Genomic DNA, 26,442 nt, shown 5'->3' with positions numbered 1-26,442 from the left:
CTAGCTCCGTATCTCGGTGGTGAATTCGTCAACGCTCCGCGCTTTCACCGCGTCCCAGTCCCAGTCTATACCGATACCGGGCTCCGACGGCGCAATCGCATAACCGTTCTCGATGCGCATCTGCGTGTGCGTAAGGTCATCAAGCTGCGGAATGTATTCGACATATCTGCCGTTCTGCGCAGCGCAGGTCAGGCTTACATGCAGCTCCATCAGGAAATGCGGGCAGACCGGCATGTCGAAGGTTTCCGCCGTATGCGCTACCTTCAACCAAGGCGTAATCCCGCCGATACGGCCGACATCCACCTGCACGATGGAGCAAGCGCGCTTCTGCATATATTCGCGGAAATGCCGGATCGAATAAAGCGACTCGCCAATTGCAATCGGCGTCTGCGTTGAAGATGAAAGCCGCACATGGCCGTCTATATCGTCGGCCGGCAGCGGCTCTTCCAACCAGGCGAGATCGACATCGCGCAAAACCTGCGAGCGGCGGATGGCTTCATCCAGCGTAAAACCCTGATTGGCATCGGTCATGATCTCGAATCCTGCACCGACAGCGTCGCGTACAGCCGATAGCCGGTCCAGATCCTCGGAACCATGCGGCCTACCAATCTTGACCTTGGCTCCCTTGAAACCCTTGGCCTGCGCTTGCAGCGCATCATCGACCAGCGCCTGCTTTTCGATATGCAGCCAGCCGCCTTCGGTCGTGTAGAGCGGGCAGCGATCCTTCGCGCCGCCAGCAAGTTTCCACAGCGGCAGGTTTTGCTTCTTCGCCCGTAAATCCCACAACGCGATATCGACGGCTGCCAGTGCAATCGCCGTGATCGCGCCTATGGTCGTTGCGTGGGTGGCGAATTCCAGATCCCGCCAGATCGCCTCGATCTGATCGGCATCCTTGCCGAGCAGGCGCGGAACCAGATGATCGGAAAGCAGCCGCATCACCGAGGAACCGCCCGTGCCGATCGTGTAGCTGTAGCCCGTACCGACAGCGCCATCGCTGTCGGTGATGGTGACGATGGGCGTTTCCTGGCTGACAAAGCTCTGGATCGCATCGGTGCGCAGCACTTTCGGCGGCAAGTCCACCATACGCAATTCAACTTTTTCGATCTTTGCCATAGCTATTATCCCCGCAAGGTTTTGCCGGTTTCAGGCGAGAACAAATGCGCCTGCGACAGGTCGAAACTGAATTTTACCACTTCACCGGCGCCCGTGGGACGTGGATTGAGCATACGCGAAACCCATTCGCGCTCTGCCATCGTAATAAATAGCAGCGTCTCGTTGCCGAGCGGTTCAGTAATCGATACCGGCAGCTCTATCTCATGCACATCGGTGGCCTCACCAGAGTTCAGTCCGTGGCCGGTTGGATAAATGTCATCGGGGCGCAAGCCGAAAATCACCTTGTCGCCAGCCGCCACCTTGCTACGGAACTCGATCGGCAGCGGCAGGGTCTGTCCACCGGCAAACACAAGTTTTCCATCTGCAATAGTGGCCTCGTTGAGGTTCATCGGCGGCGAACCAATAAATCCGGCGACGAAGCGTGTCGCCGGCCGTTTGAACACTTCCTCCGGCGTTCCGACCTGTTCGATATAACCGTCGCGCATGATGACGATGCGATCTGAAAGCGTCATCGCTTCCACCTGGTCATGCGTCACATAGATCATGGTCGCCTGCACCCTCGCGTGCAGACGCTTGATCTCGGTGCGGACCTGCGTGCGCAGCTTGGCGTCGAGGTTGGAGAGAGGTTCGTCGAACAGGAATACGTCCGGCTTTCGCACAATTGCACGACCCATCGCTACGCGCTGGCGCTGGCCACCGGAGAGCTGCGATGGACGGCGATCCATATACTTGTCGAGGTCGAGGATCGCGGCAGCCTCGTTAACCCGGGTATCGATCTCGGCTTGCGCAACCTTGCCGATCTTCAGCGAAAAACCCATGTTTTCGCGTACCGTCATATGCGGATAGAGCGCATAGGACTGGAACACCATCGAGATATTACGGGCACGCGGCGGCAGATCGTTCACCGGCTTGCCGCCAATTTCGACGACGCCGCCGCTGATGTCCTCGAGTCCGGCAATCATGCGCAGCGTCGTCGATTTTCCGCAGCCGGACGGACCTACCAGCGCAATGAACTCGCGATCTTTGACTTCCAGGTCGATGCCATGGACCACATCGACATTGCCATAACTCTTGACCAGTTTCTTTAGTGTTACGGGAGCCATAACGAGTTAACCTTTCACCGCGCCGAACGTCAGTCCGGACACGAGATGCTTCTGAATGATGAAAGTGAGCGTGAGCGCCGGAATGATCATAACCACCGCAAGGGCGCACATGCCACGCCAGTCGATGGTGAACTCCGACGTGTAATCGAGAAGGCCGACAGGCAGCGTCTTCGAATTCACCGAGCGGGTGATCTGCGATGCCAGCGCATATTCATTCCACGAGGTGAGGAAGGCGAATATGCCTGCCGAAGCGATACCGGGGCCAGCCAACGGAAACTCCACCTGCCAGAATGCCTGCCAGCGCGTGCAGCCATCGATCTGCGCCGCTTCCGCCAGATCCTTCGGCACCTGCCGGAAGAAACCGTCGATCAGCCAGATCGTGAACGGCACGTTGAGAGCCACATAGATGAGGATCATCGCGAAATGCGTGTCGATGATGCCGATGCGGGCAAAGATCATGAACAGCGGCAGCGACAGAGCGATACCGGGAACGGCACGCGTCAGCATGAAGCCAAGGAATACGCCTGACTTGCCCTTGAACTTGTAGCGGGCGAAGGCATAACCGCCCGCCATGCCGATAATCAGCGCAATGATTGTCGAGGTGATCGAGATGATCAGCGAGTTGCGGAAATACTCCCACACCGGAATACCGCCCTGTCCGGCGCCGCCGAACATGGCACGGTAAGCATCGAGCGAGATATCGCGTGGTATCCAGACCGGTGGTTTCGCCATGATTTCCACGGTCGGCCGCAGCGAACTCAAGACAATCCAAAGACCCGGCAAGCAGATGATCAACATGGCCACAAACAATCCGACCAGGTGCAGGACTTTGAGGCCGCGGCGTTTCAGACGATGAGAACTGTTCTGGTCCATCTTACCACTCCGCTCCGATTTGCTGGCGCGCGGCAGCCAGTTTTCTGAAGAAATATACGGTGAAAAGGATCGACAGCAGGATGGATATGTAAGCCATAGCGTTGGCAAGGCCCATGCGCGCATCGCTGTAGGCCGTGCGGCCCACCAGCGTCCACAACAGCTCCGTGCGCTTGGCTGGCCCGCCATCGGTCATGATCTTGACGATGTCGTAGGCGCGCGCCACATCGAGCGACCGGATCGTCATGGCGATGAAGGCGAATGGCATCAGATAGGGCCAGGTGACATAGCGGAATGTCTGCCATGGCGTGCAGCCGTCGACCCGCGCTGCTTCCACAGGCTCCTGCGGCATCGCCAGCAGCCCAGCCAGGATCAGGATGGCGAAGACGGAAGTCGACGACCACACCTCGGCAATGATGATCGAAAACAGTGCCAGATTGCCGTCGATCAGCCAAGGTACCGCGCTTGTGGTCAGCCCCAGCGATTGCAGGGCATTGTTGACGAAACCGATATTGTCATTGAACAGGAACTTGAACTGGAAGCCGACGAGCACCGGCGAGAACATCATCGGGAACATCATCAGCGTGCGCAGGATGCGCTGACCGCGAGTCGCTTTGTTGACCAGCATGGCAAGCCCGAGACCAAGAAACATTTCGGCGTTGAGCGCAATGGTCAACAATAGAACGGTCCGGCCGAAAGCGGTCCAGAATTCCAGATTGGTCAGCACGCTGACATAGTTGCGAAAGCCGATGAATATCCAGATCGATTCCGGCTTGGTCAAGCGGAATGGCGTGAAGCTCGAATAGAGTGAGAACAGTAGCGGCAGCACGATGACAGCGGCGAGAACGATGATAGCAGGCAGCAGCAAAAGCGTCGGCGCTGATAGTTTGGGAAATCTCATCTGAAAAATTGGCCTTTTGATCTCTGCTTCGCCGCTTCGCGCCCTCTCCCTTGTAAGGAGGAAAGCTGCGAAGCAGCCGGGAGGGACTTACTTATTTCGTTGTTGAATTAGCCGCGCTGGTCAAAAAAACCCCTCCCCGGACCTGCGGTCCCTCCCTCCCCACAAGAGAGAGGGACCGCAGTGCTTGCCTTCAAAGCTTGCCGGCATCCTTCAGGATATCAGTTGCTTTCTCGGCAGCGGTGTCGAGCGCTTCCTTCGATGTCTTGTCGCCGAGAATAGCCGCCTGGAGTTCTGGATAGACAGCATTGGAGATCTCGATCCATTCAGCCAGCGGTGGAACCGGGAAAGCGTTCTTTGCTTCTTCCTGGAAGGCATTCAGCACTTCGGTCTTGTAAGGATCGCCCTTCGCCTGCTCGATGTCCCATGCCCAGACTGCCGTGCGTGTCGGCAAAGGTCCAGCCTTGGCTTCGAGCTTCTGGCTGTCCTCGTTGGTCAGCCACCAGACGAGCGACGCCGCTGCATCCTTGTGGGCGCAGGCTTCCGTCACCGAGAAACCGTGATGACCGGACCAGCCAGTGCGCTTGCCGGACGAGCCGGCAGGCGCAACCTTGACGCCGACATTGCCGGCAACCTTTGACGACTTTGGATCGTTGAAGAAGCTGGCCCAGCCCGGCCAGTCCAAGTTGATGGCGATGGAACCGGAGGCGAAGCCCTGGCCGAGGTCGTCCCAAAGATAATTGGTCGTACCTGCCGGAACGGCTTTCGCTTTGTAAAGATTGACGAACCAGTCGAGCGCCTTGACGCCTGCTTCAGAGTTGAATGCAGGTTTGCCATCCTTGTCGATGTACTCGCCACCGTCGGCAACCAGCATTTCATAGAAACGGCCGTTGATTGCCTCTTCCTTGCCGGCAAATTGCGTGCCGTAGAAGTCCGGCGCCTTGGTGAAGAAAATCGCCTGGTCACTGACCTGTTGCCAGGTGTCCGGCGGCGTCAGATCATAACCGTACTTTTCCTTGAAGGCCTTCTTGTTGGCCTCATCCGCATAAATGCTCTTCTGGTAATAGAGCGCCGAAACGTCGAACTGCGCACGCGGCAGCATGACCAGCTTGCCGTCCAGCGTCGAGGACTTGATGTTCGTGGGAACGAAAGCGGCGATTTCTTCCGCCGGAAGCAGTTTGTTCAGATCGGTGTAGATATCGGGATATTGCGGTGCAAATGATGAGTGGTTTGAGCCAACGCACCAATTCAGACTGCCCGAAGCGATGTCGGACTTGATCTCCTTGTCGAGTTCGAAATGATTCTTCTTCGACAGGATGTTGACCTTGGCGCCAGTCAGCTTTTCCCACTCACCGATACGCTCGTAGAGCGGCTCATATTGCTGGCCGCCGATAAGCTTGGCGTCGATCGTCACGCCCTCGAATTTTCCCGGCAGGTCCGCACCAAGTGCAGCTTGCGCGCTGAAAATTGCAATAACGCCAGCCGAAACGCTGGCCAACAGGTTTTTCATGGTTCCCTCCCGTGATCGAGCGGCCGCTCCCCGGCTCTCGCAATTGTGCAACACCCACATATGAGCGTTTCATTCATATACAAACATTTATGCGCTTGACCGTCAAGCATGGAAACTGCTTTCCTACGAATATCGTCTTCGTATATGAGTGGGGATGAGGGAGAGACTTGGTATGATGGAAGACGACGACAGCGATCGTTATCGCGCGCCTGCGCTTGATAAGGGTTTGGACATTCTCGAGCTTCTTTCCGGTATCGATGGCGGCCTCACCCAGGCGGAAATCGCCAAATTCCTCGGCCGCAGCCCCAACGAATTTTATCGTATGCTCGATCGCCTCGTGCGCAGGGGATATGTGACGCGGCTTGAGGGCGATCGGTATTCATTGACGTTGAAACTGTTCGGTCTTGCCCAGTTGCACGCGCCTGTCCGCCGCCTCGCTTCCTATGCGACACCACTGATGCGCGAACTCGCGGTAATGTCGAAACAGGCCAATCAGCTCAGCGTTTTCGACCGCGGCGCGGCGGTGGTAATCGCCCAGCAGGAAGCGCCGGATTATTGGGGCATTTCAATTCGGGTCGGCTCGCATATCAGCCTGTTCAACACCGGTTCCGGCCACGTCCTTCTGGCATTCCGTTCCAATGAAGAGCGGGCCTTGATGATAGCCGAATATGAGCAGCATGCCGACGATATCGCCCAGCCACCGGATTTCCGTGAGCGTCTCAACCAGATCCGCGAGCGTGGCTACGAGATCATGCCGAGCGCACAAACAGCTGGCGTTTTCAACGTTTCCGCACCTGTGTTGGGGCCCGACGGGAGGGCGATTGCCGCGTTGACCTGTCCCTATATTCAACTGCTCAATATGCCCGATGCGCCGAACGTGAACGAAGCTTGCAAAATGCTTGTCGCAACGGCGCAGAAGCTGTCGGAACTCTCGGGCGCGGATGTGATACATTCCAGTGTGCTGCGCCAAGCCTGAGCGAGGAGGATCGCATGGCAGTCACCCCATTGATCGACACCCACCTGCATCTCATTGACCAGTCGGCGCTGTCCTATCCCTGGTTGTCGGGCTCCGAAGCGCTGAACCGCAATTTTCTTTATGAGAAATATGCGCTTCAGGCCCATCGCGCCGGGATCACTCATGCGTTGCACATGGAAGTCGATGTCGCCCCTACGGACATCCAGGCGGAGACGGATTATATTGCGGGTCTCGCGAGGCGCGGTGGCAGCCTGATTGCCGGTGCAATCTCGGCCTGCCGTCCGGAAGAGCATGGCTTTAGGATTTTCCTTGAGCGTCAACAGATCAACCCTCTGGTAAAGGGCTTCCGCCGCGTGCTGCACGTCATGCCCGACGAACTCTCGGAACATCCGCTCTTCCGCGAGAACATTCAGAAGCTTGGCGGCACGGGGCTTACCTTCGATCTTTGCGTCCTGCCGCGGCAGATCGACAAGGCCATCGCGCTTGTCGATCTTGCCCCGGATGTGCAGTTCATCCTCGACCATTGCGGCGTTCCGGACATTAAGGGCGGCGATGGCCTCGACGAATGGCGCGGCAAGATTACCGATATTGCGAAACGTCCGAATGTCACCGCCAAGATTTCCGGGGTGGTCGCCTATGCGGATGCAGAGACTTGGCGCGTCGAAACGCTGGAGCCTTACGTCCATCATGTCATAGAAAGTTTCGGCTGGGATCGACTCGTATGGGGCAGCGACTGGCCGGTCTGTACGCTCGGCGGCGGCCTCGCTACCTGGATTGCTGCAACCCATGCCCTGCTTTCTGGCTGCAGCCAGGATGAAAAGACCAAACTGTTTTCGGGGAACGCCCGCCGGATTTGGAACCTCTGATGAATCGGCTCCATGAGGGAGGTTGTGTTTCGCAAACGCGAATTTCTCTCAATGAATAAACTTGCCTGCTGCATCCCGTCGCTTTACCTCTGAGGCTCGAGATCAAGCCAAAGCAGCAGGAGAGACGATGGCGGCGGAAATAAATGGACCTGACCTACTCAGCGTTGTCGTTCTGCTCGGGGCCGGCGTTGTTGCCGTGCCGTTGTTCAAACGCCTGGGTCTCGGCTCAGTTCTCGGCTATCTCGCCGCTGGTCTGGTCATAGGTCCGTTCGGCCTCAAATTCTTCACTGACCCGCAAACAATCCTGCATGTGGCGGAACTCGGCATTGTGATGTTCCTGTTCCTCATCGGCCTCGAAATGCAGCCATCCCGGTTGTGGGGATTGCGCAAGAATATTTTCGGTCTGGGTGCCCTGCAGGTCGGCATTTGCGCACTGCTCCTGACCGGGGTCGGTATTGCTACCGGCTTTCCCATTGCCCAATCCTTCGTCGCCGGAGCCGGCTTCGTTTTGACATCGACCGCGATCGTCATGCAACTACTCGAGGAGCGCGGCGAAATTGCCTCGCCGCAAGGCCAGCGCATCGTGTCGATCCTGCTGCTTGAAGATCTCGCCATCGTTCCGCTCCTCGCCCTTGTCGCCTTTCTGGCGCCGATGAGCACGACGGCGACCGGCGGCCTGCACTGGATCGATATGGGGATCGGCATCGGCGCCATTGTCGGTCTCGTCCTGGCAGGAAGGTACCTGCTCAATCCGCTGTTCGGATTCCTCGCTCAATCGCGTGCCCGCGAGGTCATGACTGCAGCCGCTCTTCTTGTCGTCCTGGGCGCCGCCCTGATTATGCAGGTCAGCGGCCTGTCCATGGCCATGGGCGCATTTCTCGCCGGCGTGCTCCTGTCCGAATCGACCTTCCGTCACCAGCTCGAAGCCGACATCGAACCGTTCCGCGGCATTCTGCTTGGACTGTTCTTCCTCGCCGTCGGTATGTCGCTTGACCTGAGCGTCGTCGTAGCCAACTGGCACACCGTGCTTTTCTATGTCCTGGCCTTCAAGATCGTCAAAGGCGCCGGCATCTATATTGCCGCGCGACTGCTCAAATCCTCCAACCGCGAAGCGCTGGAGCGGGCGGTCATCATGGGACAAGGCGGTGAATTTGCCTTCGTTTTGTATTCGACCGCCACCGCCGTCGGCATTCTCGATGGCGAAGCCAATGCCATCCTGACCGCAATCATCATCTTTTCGATGGTGTTGACACCGCTTTTCATTCTCGCCCTGCGCCTTCTATTGCCAAAGGAGGAGCAGGCGATCGAGGGCGTTGACGTTGCCGAAGGTTTATCCGGTAGCGTCCTGATCATCGGTTTCGGCCGTTTCGGTCAGATTTCCAGCCAGCCGCTGTTGCTGCGCGGCGTCGATATCTCCATCATCGACAATGACATCGAAATGATCCAGGCTGCGGCGCAGTTCGGCTTCAAGGTCTACTACGGCGACGGAACCCGGCTCGACATTCTGCATGCCGCGGGCGCTGGACGTGCCCAGGCCGTGCTCATCTGCGTCGACAAGGCTGAAACCATTCTGACCATCGCCGGTCTGGTCAAGTCAGAATTTCCGCTCGTGCAGATTTATGCGCGCGCCTACGATCGCGGCACGACGATCGAACTCATCAAGATCGGTGTGGATTACCAAATGCGCGAGACATTCGAATCGGCGGTGGTCTTCGGCGAAAACACCTTGATCGGCCTCGGCGTGGATCCGCAGGAGGCAGCTGATATCGCTGCCGACGTGCGCCGCCGCGACGCCGAACGCCTTGATCTGCAACTCGCTGGCGGCATCGGGGCTGGCGGCGACCTGATGAAGGGCAACGCGCCGGTTCCGGGGCCACTGATCAAACCGCGGCAGACCGGCCGCGCCCTCAACGAAGAGACCGCAAGCGTGCTGCCAGCCGCACAAAAGGCCGACGCGAACTGAGGAATGGGGAGAGCAATCATGCGTGGGGACGAACAAACGACCATTGCCGGCATCGTCCAATTCTGGCGCGAGGTGGGTGAAGACAAATGGTTCGTCAAAGACGAGGAATTCGACGAGATTTGCCGCCAGCGCTTCCTTGATGACCACTACGCCGCAGCCCGCCGCGAATACGGACAGTGGGTCGAAACAGCGGACGGCGCGCTGGCGCTGATGATCCTGCTCGATCAGTTTCCACGTAATTTCTTTCGCAGCACCGCGCATATGTACGCAACCGATACCCTCGCACGCATGTATGCCAGCCATGCACTGGAAAAGGGCCATGATCTATCGTTCGAGGCGCAATTGCGCGCTTTTTTCTATTTGCCGTTCATGCATTCAGAGAATGTCGATCACCAGCGCCGCTCAGTTGAGTTATGCCGCGAGGGTGCCCCGGCCAATCTCGAATACGCCGACCATCACTATGACATTATCCGCCGCTTTGGCCGCTTTCCACATCGCAATTCTATTCTCGGACGTCCGAGCACCGAGGAGGAGCTGGCGTTTCCTGAGGCGGGCGGCTTTGCCGGATAGACCCAAATCTGCGGCTTCGTTGCCTTTCTTTCGCCTTAACTATTGAACGTGCCTGCTCAGACTGCCATTATATGCGCATCTGGCACACAGAAGATTCACAATGCCGCCAGTGAAACAGGGACTGACCGCGCATCAATGCCGGACGAAAAATCTGAAGAGCCTCCGAGTCCTGACTTGCGAAGCAAGCTGACCCCACATATGTGGCGTCAGCAACAAACTCCCTTTAATTTCCTATTTCGTTATTTTGCCTGCGCCGCAGCCGTTTGCGCTTGCGCTGCCGCACGCTGATTTCATTTCTCAAAAGGAACCGACCTCCCCATGGAATGGACACTAGACTGGATTGTTGACCCCAATGCCTGGATTGGCCTCGCCACGCTTGTCGTGCTCGAGATCGTGCTCGGCATCGACAATCTCGTTTTCATCGCGATCCTCGCTGACAAGCTGCCGCCAAGTCAGCGCAACCGCGCCCGCATCGTTGGCCTGTCGCTGGCCTTGCTCATGCGCCTGCTATTGCTTGCCTCGATTTCATGGGTCGTGAAGCTGACGACACCGCTGTTCAGCGTGGCCGGCTTCAATTTTGCCGGGCGGGATATCATTCTCATCCTCGGCGGCGTTTTCTTGCTGTTCAAAGGCACGATGGAATTGCATGAGCGGCTTGAGGGCCATCTATCCGCCAAGGAAAGCAATGCCGCGCATGCGGTGTTCTGGCAGGTCATCGCGCAGATCGTTGTCCTTGATGCCGTATTCTCGCTCGACAGTGTCATCACCGCAGTCGGCATGGTGAAATACCTCGAAGTCATGATGATCGCTGTTGTCATTGCTGTCGGCGTGATGATGCTCGCATCGAAACCCTTGATGAGTTTCGTCAACCGCCATCCGACGGTGGTTATTCTCTGCCTCGGCTTCCTGATGATGATCGGATTCAGCCTTATCGTCGAAGGCTTCGGCTTCCATATTCCGAAGGGCTATCTATACGCTGCTATCGGCTTCTCGGTGCTTGTCGAGGCTGCCAACCAGGTCGGCCGGCGCAATCGCGAAAGGCGAACCACCACCATGGATCTGCGCGATCGTACTGCCGGTGCGGTCCTGCGTCTGCTCGGTGGCGGGCGCAACGGCGACGCCGCACATTCCGATGCGCTCGATGTCATTGCCGAACAGAGTGCAGCTGGTGATGTGTTCCATCCGGAAGAAAAGGAAATGATCCGCGGCGTGCTCGATCTCGTCGAGCGCCCGGTGCGGTCGATCATGTCGCCGCGCAATGAAGTGGAATGGCTGGATCTCGACGAGACCAATGAGGAACTGCTCGCCGAGATCCGCACCCTCGCCCACAGTCGCGTCGTGCTCGCCCGCGGACGCGTCGATGAGTTCGTGGGCGTAGCCCTGACCAAGGACCTGCTTTTTGCCATTCTCGATGGCGGCAAGATCGATTGGGACAAGGTCACGCGTCAGCCGCTGATCTTCCATGAAAACGCCAATGTGCTGCGCGTCATGGAGCAGTTGCGCGGTTCGTCGGTGCAGATGGGCGTGATTCTCGATGAACATGGTTCGTTCGAAGGGGTGGTCACGCCGACGGACATCCTCGAAGCCATTGCAGGTGATTTTCCTGAAGAGGGTGAGGAAAGCCCGATCCTCGAACGTTCGGAAGATGGCAGCATGGTGGTTGATGCTTACATCGACATCCGCCGTCTTGGTGGCCTGATAGATCGCGATCTGGTCGATGAAGGTGACCGCTATACGACGCTTGCCGGCTATATATTGTGGAACCTCGGTCATATCCCGACGGAAGGCGAGAGGCTCACCGTCGACGATCTCGAATATGAGATCGTCGAGATGGACGGCCGCAATATCGGCAAGGTTCGCATCTCGCCGACGCAGACCGCGGCTTTCATTTAGGCCGCCTGCCGCGCCCAGCTTGGAAAGGGATCAAGCAGCCGTTCCCATTGGTGCGGCGTGAACTCCGTCGCATCGACCAGACACGCATCCAGCTCGGCCCGGAGTTCGGCTTCATTCATCGGATCGACGCCGATGAAAACGAGTTCCTGACGCCGGTCGCCCCAGACCGCATCGAGGTAGGGCTTCATCGCTTCGAGCCATTCGGGATGATCAGGCCAGCGATCCTTGGACACCGATGCCCACCAGAGACCACGCTTCTCCGTCCGCACCAAAGGGCCGGCCTGGCTGAGTTCGCCCACATGATCTGGCCGCGTCGCCAGCCAGAAGAACCCTTGGCGCGCACCACACCGGGCCAGTTGCTGTTGATGAAATTCTGGAACTTCTGCGGATCGAATGGCCGCCGCTCGCGATAGACGAAGGAGCGGATACCATATTCCTCGGTCTCGGGCACATGGTCCGCAAAGCCGTTCAGTTCCTTGTACCAGAGCGGATGTTCCTGCGCCTTGTCGAAATCGAAAAGGCCGGTGTTCAGAACATCACCGAGAGGCACTTGTGCAAAATCCGTCTCGATCACCTTTGCGTCGGGGTTGAGCGATCGGATTATCTTGCGCGCCAGATCGCGATCATAGAGTGATGCGGCGGAGATCTTGTTGAGGATGATCACATCGGCAAATTCGATCTGATCGACCAGAAGATCGACGAGCGTGCGATTGTCCTCATCGCCCAGCGACTCGCCCCGATCCTTGAGGAAATCGCTCGACGCATAGTCGTTGAGGAGGTTGGCCGCATCGACAACCGTCACCATCGTATCGAGCCTTGACACGTCGGCAAGGCTGTTGCCGTTCTCGTCGCGGAAATCGAAGGTGGACGCGACAGGCAGCGGTTCGGAAATGCCAGTCGATTCGATCAGCAGATGATCGAATCTTCCCTGTTCCGCCAAGGCCCGCACTTCCTTCAGCAGATCGTCGCGCAAGGTGCAGCAGATGCAGCCATTGGTCATTTCGACGAGCTGTTCGTCGGTGCGCGAGAGATTGGCTCCGCCATCCCGCACCAGCGCTGCATCGATATTCACCTCGCTCATATCATTGACGATCACCGCAACGCGGCGGCCTTCACGATTGTTGAGAATGTGATTGAGAAGTGTTGTCTTGCCCGCACCGAGAAATCCCGAAAGAACGGTGACCGGCAGCCGGTTGTCTATGGTTTTGCTTTGCATGGCAAAAGCCTTTCATAGCGTAATAGTATTACATTTTTGAGGCTGAAAAAGGCGGAGGCATCGCTCCGCCCTTCGCGTTCCGATTATCAGCTGCCGAGAATGGCCTTTTTGAACGTCGCGATATTGTGGTGCATCATGTCGATATAGGTTGCAGCACCTTCGTCAGGCTTGGAAAGCGCATCCGAAAACAGCGTACCACCGACATTCAGCTTGGTTTCGCTGGCGATCTGCTCGATGAGGCGCGGATTGGTGATGTTCTCAACGAAGATCGCCGAGGCCTTGTCTTCCTTGACCTGTTTGATCAGTGCAACGATATCGGCAGCAGATGCTTCCGAGTCAGTCGAGATTCCCTCGGGGGCCAGGAATTTCAAACCATATTCATGCTGGAAATAGCCGAAGGCGTCATGCGACGTGATGATCAGACGTTTTGATTCCGGGATCGAAGCAATGGCTGCCTTTACTTCTGCCTCAGTGGCATCGAGCTTCTTCGTGTAAGCCGCCGCATTGGTCTTGTAGATGTCGCAGTTCGTTGCGTCTGCTGTGCAGAAGGCGTCGACAATGTTCTGGACGTAGATTTTGGCATTGCGGATCGACTGGAAGGCATGCGGATCATAGGCGCCATGCTCTTCCTTGGCCGCGCCGCTATCGCCGTGATCTTCCTCGGCGCTCTTGATCGGCTCGACGCCCTTGGTCAGTTCGACGATGGGAGCCTTGGTGGCGCTCGCTTCCACGAGACGTGGCAGGAACCCTTCGAAATGCAGCCCGTTGACAAGCACCACATCCGCGCCGGCCACCGCGACAGCATCGGATGGCTTCGGTTCATAGACGTGGGCATCGCCATCCGGTCCGACCAGCGTGGTGATTGAAACCTTGTCGCCGCCGACGTTTTTGGCGAAGTCGGAAATGACAGTAAAACTCGAGACAACCTTCAAAGCTTCCGCCGAGGCCACGGAGTAACCGGCGCTAAGTAATAGTATAACATTCAAGGCTGTGGCGAATTTGAGAACCTTCATCATAGCGTTTTCCTTTTGGTTGCTAAGCTGTTCTGTGGCGATAGGGGCGCAGGCGGCTGTTGATGATGCCGCGGGTGCCAACGAGGATCGAGCCGAGATAGATTGCGCCCGCCGAAAGGATGATGGCCGGTCCGGACGGCACGGAAAAATGATACGATATCAGCAACCCGCCTACGCAGGATACGCAGCCGATGACGATGGCCAGCGCGCACATCGGCCCCACCCGCGACGTCCAGAAACGCGCGGCGGCCGCAGGAAGCATCATCAGCCCGACCGCAAGCAATGTGCCGAGCGCCTGGAACCCGCCAACGAGGTTGATCACCACCAGCGCCAGAAAAATGAAGTGCACAGGCGTGCCGATACGGCTGACCGAGCGCAGGAACAGCGGGTCAAGACATTCGGCAACCAGCCCGCGCCAGAAGATCGCGAGTGTGACGACACTGATCGCCGAGATCATGCCGATCAGGCTCAGCGCCTCGTTGTTGAGCGCAAGAACCGTTCCGAACAGCACATGCATCAGATCGACATTCGATCCGCGGAGCGACACGATAAGCACGCCAAGCGCCAACGAAATCAGATAGAAAGCCGCCATCGAAGCGTCTTCCTTCTGGATGGTGAAGCGTGATACCGCGCCGGCGCCGAGCGCTACGATGACACCGGCAACCAGTCCACCGATGGTCATCGGCACGATCTGCAGCCCATAGAGCAGGAAACCCACCGCAGCACCCGGCAAAATGGCATGCGCCATCGCGTCGCCGGTCAAGCTCATACGCCGCAGCATCAGGAAAACGCCAACCGGGCAGGAACCGAGCGACAGCGCCAGTGAGCCTACAAGTGCACGTTGCATGAAGCTGTAGTCGACAAAGGGCGCGATGAGATAATCATACATAGTCTATGCCGCCCCCCTCTTGAGTGTAGTCTGGGGCCCATTGTGATGATCGTCTGAGTGATGATGATGAACGTGCGGATGCGCGTGATCGTGCGCATGGCCATGGGCAGCGTCATCCTCGCACCAGGGTGCACCCTCTTCCCATGCCTCGTGAAATTGTCTGGCATGTAGCAGGTTTTCAGGACGGAGCGTCTCGCGTGACGCACCCCAGGCGATCGGCTTGCGCGCCAGAAGCAGCGTCTCCGGGAAATGCTCGCGGACAAGATCGAGATCGTGCACAACGACCATGATCGTACGGTTTTCGCCATGCCACCGCTTGATCAGATCGATCAGGTCGCTGACGGTCTTGGCGTCGATCGCATTGAATGGCTCATCGAGCAAAATGAGGTCGGCGTCTTGCACCAGCACCCGTGCAAACAAGGCGCGCTGCAATTGCCCGCCGGACAGCGTGTCGACCGGGCGTTTTTCGAAGCCCGCCAGTCCAACGCTCATCAGCGCCCTCGATACTTTTTCCCGATCTTCAGATGTGAACCTGCCGAGCAGTCCACGTTTCGGCCACAGGCCAAGCGAGACGAGATCGATAACGCGCGCTGGAAACGACCTGTCGAGTTCGGATTGCTGCGGGAGATAGGCGATGCGCACATCTTTTTCGACAACGCATGAACCGGACATCGGCTTGAGAACGCCGACAATCCCTTTCATCAGCGTCGACTTGCCCGATCCATTCGAGCCCACGACCGCTGTCAGCGAGCCACGGCGAACGCTGCCGCTCAAATGATGAACAGCCGGATGCCTGTGATAGCCAAGCGTCAGATCGTGAAAGGTCAGGCATGGTTCAGTCATCTGATATCCGCATCTTGAAGTTGAGCGCTTCTTGCGTTTCGATATGTGATGTTATTACATTAGTCAACAATGGCGAATTTGAGAATAGCCAAATTTAATGTATCCACTGGCGGAAAAGACAAATCTTTCCTATGTGTTATGGATTAACAAGGAGCCAATCCGGCAATGACCACTACGCAGGAGCTGACAAAAAACCAATCGCTGGTTTTCAACGCGTTGGCTCGCGCCGATGGGCCGCTCAGCGCCTATACGATCCTCGACCAGCTGCGCAATGATGGTTTCCGCGCCCCGCTCCAGGTGTATCGCGCGCTCGACAAGCTGCTCGACTATGGCATGATTCACCGGCTCGAAAGCATCAATGCGTTCGTCGCGTGCGCGCATCCTCACAGCCATAGCCACAGCCACGGCATGATCGCCTTTGCCATTTGTGAAAAATGCGGTCAGGTCTCTGAATTCTCGGATGATGTGATCACCGGCCGCGTCCGCGAGTGGACCAACAGCAATGGTTTCAAGCAGTCAAAGACGACCATCGAGATCAGAGGTGTTTGCGCCAACTGCGCTAACGCCTGAGCCAAAGCATCTCCAGCAGTCAGCGCTTGTATGCCTTTAGAAACACGTCGACACCGGACGCAACCGTCTTGCGGATGAGTTCTTGCGACGGAGCACTCGCCATGCAACCAAACAGGCGCTTCTTGAACATTCCTGACATAAACAGATCCGCCAACTGATAGGTGGCAAGCTCGGTGTCTTCAATATCGAGTGTGCCCGCGGCCACATGTCTCTCGATGAGCGCTCGCATCAGAGCCTGCCCGCGTCTCGGGCCCCTCTCATAGAAATCGCGGCTCATCGACGGCATGCGCTCGGCAACGCCGATCACCACGCGCTGCGCGCGAATGACGACATCGGACGTAACCACGGTCGCCAAAGCTGTACCGAACTCGATCAGCGCCTCGCGGAGATCCCCATCGCTTTCCAGTGCATGGTAGATACCGGCGAACAAAATCTCGCGATAGTGGTTGCAGAGCTCCATGAAGAGCTCTTCCTTGCTATCGAAATAGACATAAATCGTCCCCTTCGACACACCGGCTTCGCGCGTTATGTCGTTCATGCTGGCTGCATCGAAACCCATCTGCGAAAAAACGCGGTTCGCGCCTTCAAGGATTTGCTGGCGCTTGGCCGGATCCTGCCCGGCTGCCAACCTGCCCTGCCGCTCGTCGACAGGCATCATCGCTTCCAAGGCAGATGCCTTCATCGATGACACGTGGGACGCCTTCGTAGATGACATTTTAATCTCGTTTCCTCATTTATGATTCTTTTTCGAACCAATCGGTTCGATGCACTTGATATGCGCTCTCATTTGCGCTATGTCAACGATCGAACCGATTGGTTCTATCACTTTTCACTTACTGCGGCATGCATCCACTTGGGATGCACAAGACGCAGTAACAAGTTGAGTGGCGCATAAACCCAAAAATCGAAGGGTTTTTGGGTTTATGCGCTGAACATCCGTAGAAAGAGCCTCACATGTCCGCGTCGAACGCCAAGAATGAAGCTGAAATTCGTCAGTTTCCAGCCCCGGCTCCTGCTTCGAAAGCTGAAGCACCCGTAAAGCCGGATGCTCCTGAAAAGACAGAAGCACCGCAACCTGATGTTGCAGTCCAAGCGCCTGCCAAGCCCAAGCGTTCGGCCAAGCGCTTCATATTGCCCATATTGATTGTCGCAGCGATTGGCGCCGGTGCATGGTATGGTCATGAATACTGGACCACCGGGCGCTTTATGGTCTCGACCGACGACGCCTACATTCAAGGCGATATCACGGCGATTGCACCGAAAGTCACCGGCTATATCGACAGGATCGATGTTGTTGCCAACCAGCGCGTGAAGGCTGGCGATGCGCTGGTCACGCTGGACAATGGTGACTACAGGATTGCTGAAGAGCAGGCTGAGGCCCAGATCGCGACGGAAAAACTCTCCCTCGACCGCATCAATGCACAGATTGTTGCCGCAAGGGCCTCGTTGCAGCAGGCGCAAGCTGGCAAGCTCAACGCCCAAGCCGTATTGACCAATGCACAGGCTGGTTCTGTGCGCGCCAAACAGCTCCATGCAACAAGCTTCGCATCGCAGTCGCAACTCGATGATGCGACCGCTGCCCTCGATCAGGCGAAAGCTAACATAGCTTCCGCAGATGCCCAGATTGCCGCCGCTGCTGCCAATGTCGGCGTGCTCGAAGCCCAGTACAAGGAAGCCGAAGGCTCCATCAGATCGCTTGAGCTTGCCAAGGACAAGGCAGCCCGCGATCTTGGTTTCACCGTCATTCGCGCTCCGGTCGATGGTGTTATCGGTAATCTTGCCGCCAAGACAGGCGACCTCGTCAGCCCCGGCCAACGGCTCGCGGCCCTTGTTCCGGTGAACGCGCTTTATATCGACGCGAACTATAAGGAAACACAGCTGCGCGACATCGTTGTCGGCCAGAAAGTCAGCGTCAAGGTTGACGCCCTGTCCGGCGATACGTTCGAAGGCACTGTCTCCTCCATTGCCCCCGCCTCCGGCGCCGTCTTCTCGTTGCTTCCGCCGGAAAACGCCACAGGCAACTTCACCAAGGTCGTACAGCGTGTGCCGGTGCGTATCGCCCTGCCTGCCGATGCCCTGGCGAGCGGCAAGCTGCAGGCCGGTCTGAGTGTGGTCGTCGACGTCGACACACGCACGACGCCCAAGCAGTAACTGAACTCTGACAGGCCGAAGTTCATGTCGAAAGCCACCACCGTCGGAGGTCCCGGAGCGCCTGCTGTTCCGGACGAACATATCGATCCGAAGAAAGCCTTCGCCTTTCTGGCGATGGTGTTCGGCATGTTCATGGCCATTCTCGACATCCAGATCGTCTCGGCGTCACTCGCCGAGATCCAGGCAGGACTAAGCGCTAGTTCCGATGAGATTTCATGGGTCCAGACCTCTTATCTCATCGCTGAAGTCATCATGATCCCACTGTCCGGCTTTCTCGGACGGCTGGTCTCGACGCGCATTCTCTTCTCCGTCTCCGCCGCCGGCTTTACCGCCGCGAGTATCCTTTGTGCCACGGCAACGAACATCGATCAGATGATCGTCTATCGCGCCATCCAGGGTTTCATTGGTGGTGGTATGATCCCGAGCGTGTTCGCGGCGGCGTTCACCATTTTTCCGCCATCGAAGCGCTCGATCGTCTCACCCATGATTGGCCTTGTGGCAACGCTTGCCCCGACCATTGGCCCAACTGTCGGCGGCTATCTGAGCAACGCCTTCTCCTGGCACTGGCTCTTCCTCGTCAATGTCATTCCCGGCATTGCCGTGGCGATCGCCGCGTGGAACCTCATCGATTTCGACAAGGGCGACCGCTCGCTGCTCAACAAGTTCGACTGGTGGGGCCTCGCCGCCATGGCAGCCTTTCTTGGGTCGCTCGAATATGTATTGGAGGAAGGTCCGCGTAATGACTGGCTGCAGGACAATGCTGTTTACTATTGCGCCATCGTCATGGTTCTGGGCGGCGTCACCTTCTTCTACCGTGCCTTCACTGCGGAACAACCGATCGTCGATCTCTTTGCCTTCAGGAACCTCAACTTTGCCTTCGGTTCGGCTTTTTCCTTTGTCCTAGGCATCGGCCTTTATGGCTTGACCTATGTCTATCCGGTCTATCTCGGCCAGGTCAGAGGCTACGATGCTCTGATGATCGGCGAAGCGCTCTTCGTCAGCGGTCTTTGCATGTTCCTGACAGCACCGGTAGCCGGCTTCCTCTCCGGCCGCATGGATCCGCGCATCATGATCATGATCGGCTTCCTCGGCTTCGGCGCTGGTACCTGGACCATGACGCATCTGACGGCGGACTGGGACTTCTATGAACTGCTGGTCCCGCAGATCTTCCGCGGTGTCTCGCTGATGCTCTGCATGGTGCCGATCAACAACCTTGCGCTTGGCACGCTGCCCCCTGCCCGGCTGAAAAACGCTTCCGGCTTGTTCAATTTGATGCGCAATCTCGGCGGCGCCGTAGGTCTCGCCGTGATCAACCAGGTTTTGACCGACCGCGGCGCCATGCATTATGCTCGTCTTTCTGAAAGCGTGAATTGGGGCAATCCAGAAGCCGAGAACCTCATGGCGACGATGAGCAAGAATTTCGCATCCCACGGGCTTGACGGGAATGCGACTGCACTTGCCAAGATTTCCGGCATGGTTCATCTGCAAGCCTCGCTTCTATCGTTTATGGATGTCTTTTATATCCTCACCCTGCTGTTTGCTTCGCTTGCGGTTTTCGCCGTCATGATGCGCAAGCCGGGCGCGCCCGCCGGGGGCGGTGGTGGCGGACACTGAAGATTCGATGTCGGCTCGCCACAGCCTTGGTGCTAAATTTTTAGCCAGAAAAGATTAGTCCCCTAATCTCTATTGCATCCCTCGATTTTCGCTCCGTCAGGAGTAATGTCGCAACTAGCGAAATACGACAGGTATCATCTGCTCAACTGCCGCGGCCAACTATATTTTTGTCGTTATTGAGCCAATAGTTGGAACGGCTGAATTCGCTACAGATTTACCGTTTGGTTGAATTGCTAAGCCGCCAAAAAAGTGGTTCACTTCACTTTACTGCTCAGGAAAAGACTGTTCATCAGCACGTCACCGGTCTGTCATCCAACTGACACGAGACACCTATATCGGGTTGCTGAACGTCGATAAGAGCCAATGACGTATCGCTCAACAGGGGTTTTTAAAATGGTTGGTTATTCAAAACGCTTGCTCGCATTGTCAACAGCTGTGCTGTTCGCGGGCACGACAATTTCATTCGCCGACGCACCGGCCGAGTTGGTCGCGGCTGCGAAGAAAGAAGGCTCGCTCACAACAATCGCCTTGCCGCATGATTGGTGCGGTTACGGTGACGTTATCGCTGGCTTTAAAGCCAAATATGGCCTCGAGGTCAACGAGTTGAACCCGGATGCCGGTTCGAAAGACGAAGTCGAGGCGATCAAGGCAAACAAAGACAACAAGGGCCCACAGGCGCCTGACGTTATCGACGTTGGTCTTTCGTTCGGCCCAGATGCCAAGAAAGACGGTCTGACGCTGCCTTACAAGGTTTCCACTTGGGATTCGATCCCGGCGGAGTTGAAGGATGCTGACGGCCATTGGTACGGTGACTATTACGGCGTTATGGCGCTTGAGGTGAACACCGATATCGTCAAGAACGCTCCGAAGGACTGGTCTGACCTGCTCAAGCCGGAATATGCAAACACCGTCGCGCTGGCCGGTGATCCGCGCGCATCGAACCAGGCTATCCTTGCCGTACAGGCTGCTGGTGCATCGACTGGGGCCAAACCCGGCGCTGCGGCTGCCGAAGCCGGTCTGAAGTACTTTGCCGATCTGAACAAGGCTGGCAATTTTGTTCCGGTTATCGGCAAATCCGGCACGCTCGCACAGGGTGCAACGCCGATCATCGTCACCTGGGATTATAATGCCCTGGCCGGTCGCGATACACTCAAGGGCAATCCGCCGGTTGAAGTGGTCGTGCCTGCATCAGGTGTTCTCGCCGGTGTCTATGTTCAGGCCATCAGCGCCTATGCGCCGCATCCCAATGCTGCCAAGCTCTGGATGGAGTATATCTATTCCGACGAGGGGCAGATTGGTTATCTGAAGGGCTATTGTCACCCGACACGTTTCCAGGATCTGGTGAAGAGCAACAAGGTGCCGAAAGAAGTCCTCGACAAGCTTCCGCCAGCTGCAGCCTACGAAAAGGCATTCTTCCCGACCCTTGATGAACAAGCGGCCGCCAAGGAAGTCATTACCAAGGGCTGGGACAAGGTCGTCGGCGCCAACGTGAAATAAGTTCTGACTTGTGAATCCCCGCGGAGCTATCCGCGGGGATTCCTGCTTGGCAGGACGCCGTGTACCACTTTGTACACAAAACGATGGTCGGGTTGGTTTGCCTTGGCAATTGCGCAGGCAGCAACGATACGGAACCCCAAAAGCGGTCTCGAATACACCCATGAGTGTGATCTCAGAAAACAGTCCCGCAAGTCCGGCTACCACGCCGGAGCGAAAACGCCTGTCGCTCGACTGGCTCGGCGTCATGCCATTCATGATTTTTGCCGTGATGTTCCTGGTCCTCCCAACGATATATCTTGTGGCAGGTGCCTTTCAGGATCCACAGGGCAATCTGACCCTGGTCAATTTGGCTAATCTTTTCCAGCCGCAGATTATCGACGCGTACTGGATATCGATCAAGATTTCCCTTGCTTCAGCCCTTTTGGGCGCAGTAATCGGCTTCAGTATTGCCGCTGCGGTCGTTCTGGGCGGCCTGCCAAGCTGGATTCGCTCGCCGCTGATGACCTTTTCCGGCGTCGCGTCGAATTTCGCAGGTGTTCCCCTGGCTTACGCCTTCCTGTTCACACTTGGACGCACTGGCTTGGTAACCTACCTGCTGGTTAATATTTTCGGCTTCAACCTCTATGCCCATGGGTTTAACCTCCTGAGCTTCTGGGGCCTGACCCTCACCTATCTATACTTCCAGATTCCCTTGATGGTTCTGATCATCACCCCTGCCCTCGACGGGCTGAAAAAGGAATGGAAGGAAGCGTCGCTCATTCTTGGCGCCACCGGGCCGCAGTACTGGCGCATGGTTGCATTTCCAATCCTCTGGCCGGCCCTGCTTGGTACCATCCTCCTGCTTTTCGCCAATTCTTTCGGCGCGATCGCCACGGCATACGCGCTGACGGGTTCATCCCTTAGCATCGTGCCGATCGTTCTCTACGCTCAGATCCGCGGGGACGTGCTGCAGGATCCGCAACTTGGTTATGCCCTGGCCTTCGGCATGATCGTTATCACCGGCGTTTCCAACGGCATCTACATCTGGATGCGCGCCCGCAGCGAGCGGTGGCTCAAATGAAAACCAATCGGATTTGGTCCTGGATCGCTCTCGCGTTCGGCATTCTCTATTTCGTGTTACCACTGCTCGGCCTGCTTGAATTTTCATTGCGCATGCGGCGTGGCGTCTATTCGCTCGATGCCTATTGGGTGGTGCTGACCGACCCGGGTTTTCAGGCGACATTTGCCTATTCCGTCATGATGGCAATCGCTACCATCATCGTTGGCGTCGTTCTGGTCGTCCCGACTGCTTATTGGGTGCGATTGCGGCTGCCCGGCTGGCGGCCTTTCATTGAGTTCATTACGTTGCTGCCGCTGGTCATTCCGGCAATCGTCATCGTGTTTGGCTATATCAGGCTTTACAATACCTCCTCGATCCTGCCCCTGACAGGTTCGGCGATGGGAACAAACATACTGCTCTGCCTTGGATATACGACGCTGGCCTTGCCCTATATGTACCGCGCTGTCGATACGGGCCTAGGCTCCATCGATATCCGGACCATGACCGAAGCGGCTGAAAGCCTCGGTGCCAGCCGGGTTACCATTATGTCGAGCATCATTCTTCCCAATGTGCTGGTCGCGGTTCTATCCGGTGCGTTCCTGACCTTTGCGATTGTCATCGGCGAATTCACCATGGCGGCGCTGCTCAATCGCCCGGCGTTCGGTCCATTCCTGCAGTTGCTGGGCGCAAACCGGGCCTACGAACCTGCAGCGCTTTCCGTGATCGCCTTTGCCATCACATGGGTCTGCATGGGCCTGATCCAGATCGTCACCCGCTTCAATAAATCCCTCGCTGCAACCAAGCGATAAGCCGGAACCCTGCACATGTCATTCCTCACCATCAGCCATTTGAAAAAGAGTTTCGGCGCCACAACCGTCGTTCACGATTTCAATCTGAACATCGAGAAGGGTGAATTCATCTCCTTTCTCGGACCCAGCGGCTGCGGCAAGACGACAGTCCTGCGCATGGTTGCCGGCTTTGAAACGCCAACCTCCGGCATCATCAGCATTGGCGGCAAGGATGTCGTCAATCTTAAACCGAACCAGCGCAATATCGGTATGGTTTTCCAGGCCTATGCGCTGTTTCCCAATATGACCGTCGCGCAGAATGTCGCCTTCGGCCTCAAGGTTGCCAAGAAGCCGCAAGCGGAAATCGATGCAACGGTGCATGAAATGCTGTCGCTGATCAAACTCGATCATCTCGCCGAGCGCTATCCCTACCAGCTGTCCGGGGGCCAGCAGCAGCGCGTGGCGCTTGCTCGCGCATTGGCAACCAAGCCGCAAGTGCTGCTTCTCGACGAACCGCTTTCCGCTCTCGATGCAAAAATCCGCGTTTCATTGCGCGAGGAAATCCGCGCGATCCAGCGCAAGCTTGGCATCACCACCATTTTCGTCACCCACGACCAGGAAGAGGCGCTGTCAATCTCTGATCGCATCGTTGTGATGTATGAGGGAAATGCCGAGCAGGTCGGTGCACCATTCGAGATCTACAACCAGCCATCTTCGCGTTTCGTCGCTTCCTTTGTTGGCACGCTTAATACACTGGACGCCACCGTGCGCGATGCAGCCACCGGCGTCATCACAATCGATGGTAAGGATATCGCGATCGACCGGACGCGCCTCAATGGCCACAAGACCGGCGACAAGATTTCACTTGCCGTCCGTCCCGAAGCCGTCAGCCTCGGCGAAGCGACCGACAAGCGCGAAACCACGCTCGATGGCAAGATCAACAGCGTGCATTTTCTGGGATCGGTCATCCGTATCCGTGCCTCGCTCGGGCAAAACACGGTGTCCTTCGACACGTTCAATAATCCGAGTGCTCCACCGCCGGAACCTGGCGAAGACGTGAAAGTCAGCCTCGCTGCGAAGGATTTGCTGGTGCTGGGACATTAAGGGTGGCTGTCACATGCCTGAGGCTACAAGCCAAACTTGTCAGGCTTTGGTCTTCGCAACGAAAATGATGTCCGGCAGGCCTTCGAAATGTGCATCGCAGGTCAGGAGCTTCGCTCCGTATTCCAATGCGGTCGCATAAACGATGGCATCAGCGGTCGCGAGTTTGTGCTTTACGCAAAGTTCGGCCGCCAAGAGGGCAATCGAGGTCTCAAGTGGTGCGACAATGCAAGTGTGTGTGAATGCAATTACCTGATCGGCCTTATCCCCTCCGACCTCGCGAGCAAGCCATTTTGCCAGCTCAAGCTGCACGATTGTCGGCACAAGCCAATCTTCACGTGAGGGAATCATACCCCCTACAGCCTTGCCTGTAGGGGATGCGATCAGCCACTCGATCCAGGCGGACGTATCGACAATCAGCATCAGAAGCGATCTTTGCGATCGCGATAGTCCTTGGCGTTTGCACCCTCCGCGATCCCGGCAAGCTCGTCGGGTTTTGGCACAGGAACAAGCAGCACGCCCGTTCCCTTGGGTATGAAGGCAAATTCCTGGCCAGCCCTCCACTTGTGCGCGGTACGCACGGCCTTGGGAATCGATATCTGGAACTTTACTGAAAGCGTTGCTGTGTCGGGCATTTTCTTACCGTTGGTTGATCGATCAACAATGGTAAGAAAATATCATGAATTGACTTTCCGCGAAAGCCTCGTTGCACACTTCCTGACAGACTACCCCTCGATTGACTGATCGAGCAACTTCAGCGCTGCCTTCTTCGTCAGCTTGACCGGATTGCCGCCAGCTGTCGGATCGACGATGGCCATGTCGGCTATCAGCTCTTTTTGCTTTTTGGTCATATTGAGGTCCTTGATCAGACCCGGCAGCGTATGCGGCACCTTCAGCTCCTTGCGCAGCTTGAGCACTGCTTTCGCGAAACCGTCGAAACCGCCCTTGATGCCGATATAGCTGGCAAGGCGTGCGATCCGCTCCTCCACCGCGTCGCGGTTGAAAGCCAGCACATACGGCATGAACACCGCATTGGTCATGCCGTGGTGCGTATCATAAATCGCGCCGATCGGATGTGACAGCGAGTGAATCGCGCCAAGGCCCTTCTGAAACGCCGTCGCTCCCATCGCAGCGGCGCTCATCATATGTGCCCGCGCCGTCAAATCCTTGCCGTTGGCATAGGCTTTCGGCAGGTTCTCGAACACCAGCCTCATGCCTTCGACAGCGATACCGTCGGCCATCGGGTGATAGCCTGGCGCGCAGTAAGCCTCCAAACAATGGGCCAGCGCGTCCATACCCGTACCCGCTGTTATAAAACCCGGCATACCGACCGAAAGCTCCGGATCGGCGATGACGATTGCCGGTAAAAGCTTCGGATGGAAGATCACCTTCTTCGTATGGGTTTCCTCGTTCGTGATAACACCCGCGCGACCGACTTCCGAGCCGGTACCGGCGGTCGTCGGCACCGCGATGATCGGCGCAATGGCGTCACTGTTGGCACGGGTCCACCAGTCGCCGACATCCTCGAAATCCCACACCGGCCGCGTCTGGCCCGCCTGAAAGGCGATCAGCTTGCCGAGATCAAGCGCAGAACCACCACCGAAGGCGATCACGCCGTCATGTTTGCCCTTTTTGAACACAACAATGCCGGCGGTCAGATTGGACTCGACCGGATTGGGCTTTACTTCCGAGAATACCCCATGAGGCACCTTGGCATCGGCGAGAATTTTCAAGGTGCTCGCCACCACCGGCAGCCTGGCAAGGCCGGGATCGGTGACGAAAAGCGGATTCTTGATCCCCGCCGCTTCAAGAACCTCCGGCAACTCCTTGATGCGTCCCGCGCCAAAGCGAACGGTGGTCGGATAGTTCCATTTGGAAAAAAGCTGGCTCATGTCATGTCTCTCTTTAGAAAAACGAGGGGGTTTGAGAATTCAGCCTGATGAGTCAGTTGGCGCGATT

General features: G+C 57.0%; 24 protein-coding genes and 1 pseudogene. 12 read left to right on the top strand and 13 right to left on the bottom strand.

Annotated elements, in window-relative coordinates:
• The 5 genes from ACSQ3H_RS08370 to ACSQ3H_RS08350 all read right to left on the bottom strand — a co-directional run bounded on the left by ACSQ3H_RS08370 (position 1) and on the right by ACSQ3H_RS08350 (position 5,494).
• Positions 1-1,113 (bottom strand): mandelate racemase/muconate lactonizing enzyme family protein, encoded by a 1,113-nt coding sequence (locus tag ACSQ3H_RS08370; RefSeq protein WP_436116623.1) that lies wholly within the window; start codon positions 1,111-1,113, stop codon positions 1-3.
• A 5-nt stretch (positions 1,114-1,118) separates the two neighbouring features.
• Positions 1,119-2,216 carry an ABC transporter ATP-binding protein gene (locus tag ACSQ3H_RS08365; RefSeq protein WP_436116622.1) on the bottom strand — a complete coding sequence of 366 codons (1,098 nt, stop codon included), beginning with the start codon at positions 2,214-2,216 and terminating at the stop codon, positions 1,119-1,121.
• A gap of 6 nt (positions 2,217-2,222) precedes the next feature.
• Entirely contained in the window at positions 2,223-3,089 is an 867-nt protein-coding gene (locus tag ACSQ3H_RS08360) for a carbohydrate ABC transporter permease (protein ID WP_436116621.1), read from the bottom strand.
• Position 3,090: 1 nt separating this feature from the next.
• The gene (locus ACSQ3H_RS08355) at positions 3,091-3,987 is read right to left on the bottom strand and encodes a carbohydrate ABC transporter permease (protein WP_436116620.1); all 897 of its coding nucleotides are present in this window, start codon (positions 3,985-3,987) and stop codon (positions 3,091-3,093) included.
• 190 nt (positions 3,988-4,177) lie between these two features.
• The gene (locus ACSQ3H_RS08350; protein WP_436116619.1) at positions 4,178-5,494 is read right to left on the bottom strand and encodes a sugar ABC transporter substrate-binding protein; all 1,317 of its coding nucleotides are present in this window, start codon (positions 5,492-5,494) and stop codon (positions 4,178-4,180) included.
• A gap of 175 nt (positions 5,495-5,669) precedes the next feature.
• On the opposite strand from ACSQ3H_RS08350, the gene ACSQ3H_RS08345 reads away from it, so the two are divergent.
• The 5 genes from ACSQ3H_RS08345 (at position 5,670) to ACSQ3H_RS08325 (ending at position 11,762) form a co-directional block, all read left to right on the top strand.
• On the top strand, positions 5,670-6,470 hold the full coding sequence (locus ACSQ3H_RS08345; protein WP_436119386.1) for an IclR family transcriptional regulator: 801 nt from the start codon (positions 5,670-5,672) through the stop codon (positions 6,468-6,470).
• Positions 6,471-6,484: 14 nt separating this feature from the next.
• Entirely contained in the window at positions 6,485-7,336 is an 852-nt protein-coding gene (locus ACSQ3H_RS08340; RefSeq protein WP_436116618.1) for an amidohydrolase family protein, read from the top strand.
• Positions 7,337-7,463: 127 nt separating this feature from the next.
• Positions 7,464-9,299: a monovalent cation:proton antiporter-2 (CPA2) family protein gene (locus ACSQ3H_RS08335; RefSeq protein ID WP_436116617.1), complete on the top strand. Its 1,836-nt coding sequence runs from the start codon at positions 7,464-7,466 to the stop codon at positions 9,297-9,299.
• Positions 9,300-9,317: 18 nt separating this feature from the next.
• Positions 9,318-9,869, top strand: a complete 552-nt coding sequence (locus ACSQ3H_RS08330) for a DUF924 family protein (RefSeq protein WP_436116616.1) — start codon at positions 9,318-9,320, stop codon at positions 9,867-9,869.
• Positions 9,870-10,187: 318 nt separating this feature from the next.
• Entirely contained in the window at positions 10,188-11,762 is a 1,575-nt protein-coding gene (locus ACSQ3H_RS08325; protein WP_436116615.1) for a TerC family protein, read from the top strand.
• Here the strand turns inward: ACSQ3H_RS08325 and zigA are convergent.
• The 4 genes and pseudogenes from zigA to aztA all read right to left on the bottom strand — a co-directional run bounded on the left by zigA (position 11,759) and on the right by aztA (position 15,723).
• Positions 11,759-12,963, bottom strand: a pseudogene (gene zigA / locus ACSQ3H_RS08320) (zinc metallochaperone GTPase ZigA). The gene ACSQ3H_RS08325 and the pseudogene zigA sit on opposite strands and share 4 nt — an antisense overlap.
• Before the next feature lie 101 nt (positions 12,964-13,064).
• Positions 13,065-13,994 (bottom strand): zinc ABC transporter substrate-binding protein AztC, encoded by a 930-nt coding sequence (gene aztC, locus ACSQ3H_RS08315; protein WP_436116614.1) that lies wholly within the window; start codon positions 13,992-13,994, stop codon positions 13,065-13,067.
• Positions 13,995-14,013: 19 nt separating this feature from the next.
• Complete coding sequence (aztB, locus tag ACSQ3H_RS08310) at positions 14,014-14,880, bottom strand: zinc ABC transporter permease AztB (RefSeq protein ID WP_436116613.1); 867 nt, start codon at positions 14,878-14,880, stop codon at positions 14,014-14,016.
• 3 nt (positions 14,881-14,883) lie between these two features.
• On the bottom strand, positions 14,884-15,723 hold the full coding sequence (aztA, locus tag ACSQ3H_RS08305; RefSeq protein WP_436116612.1) for a zinc ABC transporter ATP-binding protein AztA: 840 nt from the start codon (positions 15,721-15,723) through the stop codon (positions 14,884-14,886).
• A gap of 165 nt (positions 15,724-15,888) precedes the next feature.
• Here aztA and ACSQ3H_RS08300 point away from each other — a divergent pair, with 165 nt between their 5' ends.
• Positions 15,889-16,293, top strand: a complete 405-nt coding sequence (locus ACSQ3H_RS08300; protein ID WP_436116611.1) for a Fur family transcriptional regulator — start codon at positions 15,889-15,891, stop codon at positions 16,291-16,293.
• Between the two features lie 19 nt (positions 16,294-16,312).
• Here ACSQ3H_RS08300 and ACSQ3H_RS08295 read toward each other — a convergent pair whose 3' ends face one another.
• On the bottom strand, positions 16,313-17,008 hold the full coding sequence (locus ACSQ3H_RS08295; RefSeq protein WP_436116610.1) for a TetR/AcrR family transcriptional regulator C-terminal domain-containing protein: 696 nt from the start codon (positions 17,006-17,008) through the stop codon (positions 16,313-16,315).
• A gap of 239 nt (positions 17,009-17,247) precedes the next feature.
• Between ACSQ3H_RS08295 and ACSQ3H_RS08290 the strand changes: the two genes are divergently transcribed.
• The 6 genes from ACSQ3H_RS08290 (at position 17,248) to ACSQ3H_RS08265 (ending at position 24,486) form a co-directional block, all read left to right on the top strand.
• Complete coding sequence (locus ACSQ3H_RS08290; RefSeq protein ID WP_436116609.1) at positions 17,248-18,444, top strand: HlyD family secretion protein; 1,197 nt, start codon at positions 17,248-17,250, stop codon at positions 18,442-18,444.
• 24 nt (positions 18,445-18,468) lie between these two features.
• Positions 18,469-20,058: a DHA2 family efflux MFS transporter permease subunit gene (locus ACSQ3H_RS08285; protein ID WP_436116608.1), complete on the top strand. Its 1,590-nt coding sequence runs from the start codon at positions 18,469-18,471 to the stop codon at positions 20,056-20,058.
• 393 nt (positions 20,059-20,451) lie between these two features.
• Complete coding sequence (locus ACSQ3H_RS08280) at positions 20,452-21,555, top strand: ABC transporter substrate-binding protein (protein WP_436116607.1); 1,104 nt, start codon at positions 20,452-20,454, stop codon at positions 21,553-21,555.
• 160 nt (positions 21,556-21,715) lie between these two features.
• The gene (locus tag ACSQ3H_RS08275; RefSeq protein WP_436116606.1) at positions 21,716-22,615 is read left to right on the top strand and encodes an ABC transporter permease; all 900 of its coding nucleotides are present in this window, start codon (positions 21,716-21,718) and stop codon (positions 22,613-22,615) included.
• Entirely contained in the window at positions 22,612-23,403 is a 792-nt protein-coding gene (locus ACSQ3H_RS08270) for an ABC transporter permease (RefSeq protein WP_436116605.1), read from the top strand. Before ACSQ3H_RS08275 ends, ACSQ3H_RS08270 begins: the two co-directional genes overlap by 4 nt.
• 15 nt (positions 23,404-23,418) lie before the next feature.
• Positions 23,419-24,486, top strand: coding sequence for an ABC transporter ATP-binding protein (locus ACSQ3H_RS08265; protein WP_436116604.1), 1,068 nt, complete (start codon positions 23,419-23,421; stop codon positions 24,484-24,486).
• A gap of 39 nt (positions 24,487-24,525) precedes the next feature.
• Here ACSQ3H_RS08265 and ACSQ3H_RS08260 read toward each other — a convergent pair whose 3' ends face one another.
• From ACSQ3H_RS08260 to ACSQ3H_RS08250, 3 genes are all read right to left on the bottom strand, one after another.
• Complete coding sequence (locus ACSQ3H_RS08260; protein WP_436116603.1) at positions 24,526-24,906, bottom strand: type II toxin-antitoxin system VapC family toxin; 381 nt, start codon at positions 24,904-24,906, stop codon at positions 24,526-24,528.
• A complete protein-coding gene (locus ACSQ3H_RS08255) occupies positions 24,906-25,118 on the bottom strand; it encodes an AbrB/MazE/SpoVT family DNA-binding domain-containing protein (RefSeq protein ID WP_436116602.1) in 213 nt (70 codons plus the stop codon). Before ACSQ3H_RS08255 ends, ACSQ3H_RS08260 begins: the two co-directional genes overlap by 1 nt.
• Positions 25,119-25,208: 90 nt before the next feature.
• Positions 25,209-26,375 (bottom strand): iron-containing alcohol dehydrogenase, encoded by a 1,167-nt coding sequence (locus ACSQ3H_RS08250; RefSeq protein WP_436116601.1) that lies wholly within the window; start codon positions 26,373-26,375, stop codon positions 25,209-25,211.
• Positions 26,376-26,442 lie beyond the last annotated feature (67 nt).

The organism is Phyllobacterium sp. LjRoot231, assembly GCF_964253365.1.
Lineage (GTDB): Bacteria > Pseudomonadota > Alphaproteobacteria > Rhizobiales > Rhizobiaceae > Phyllobacterium.
Note: the sequence above shows the minus strand (reverse complement) of the source record. Positions and strands in the feature narration are given on the sequence as shown.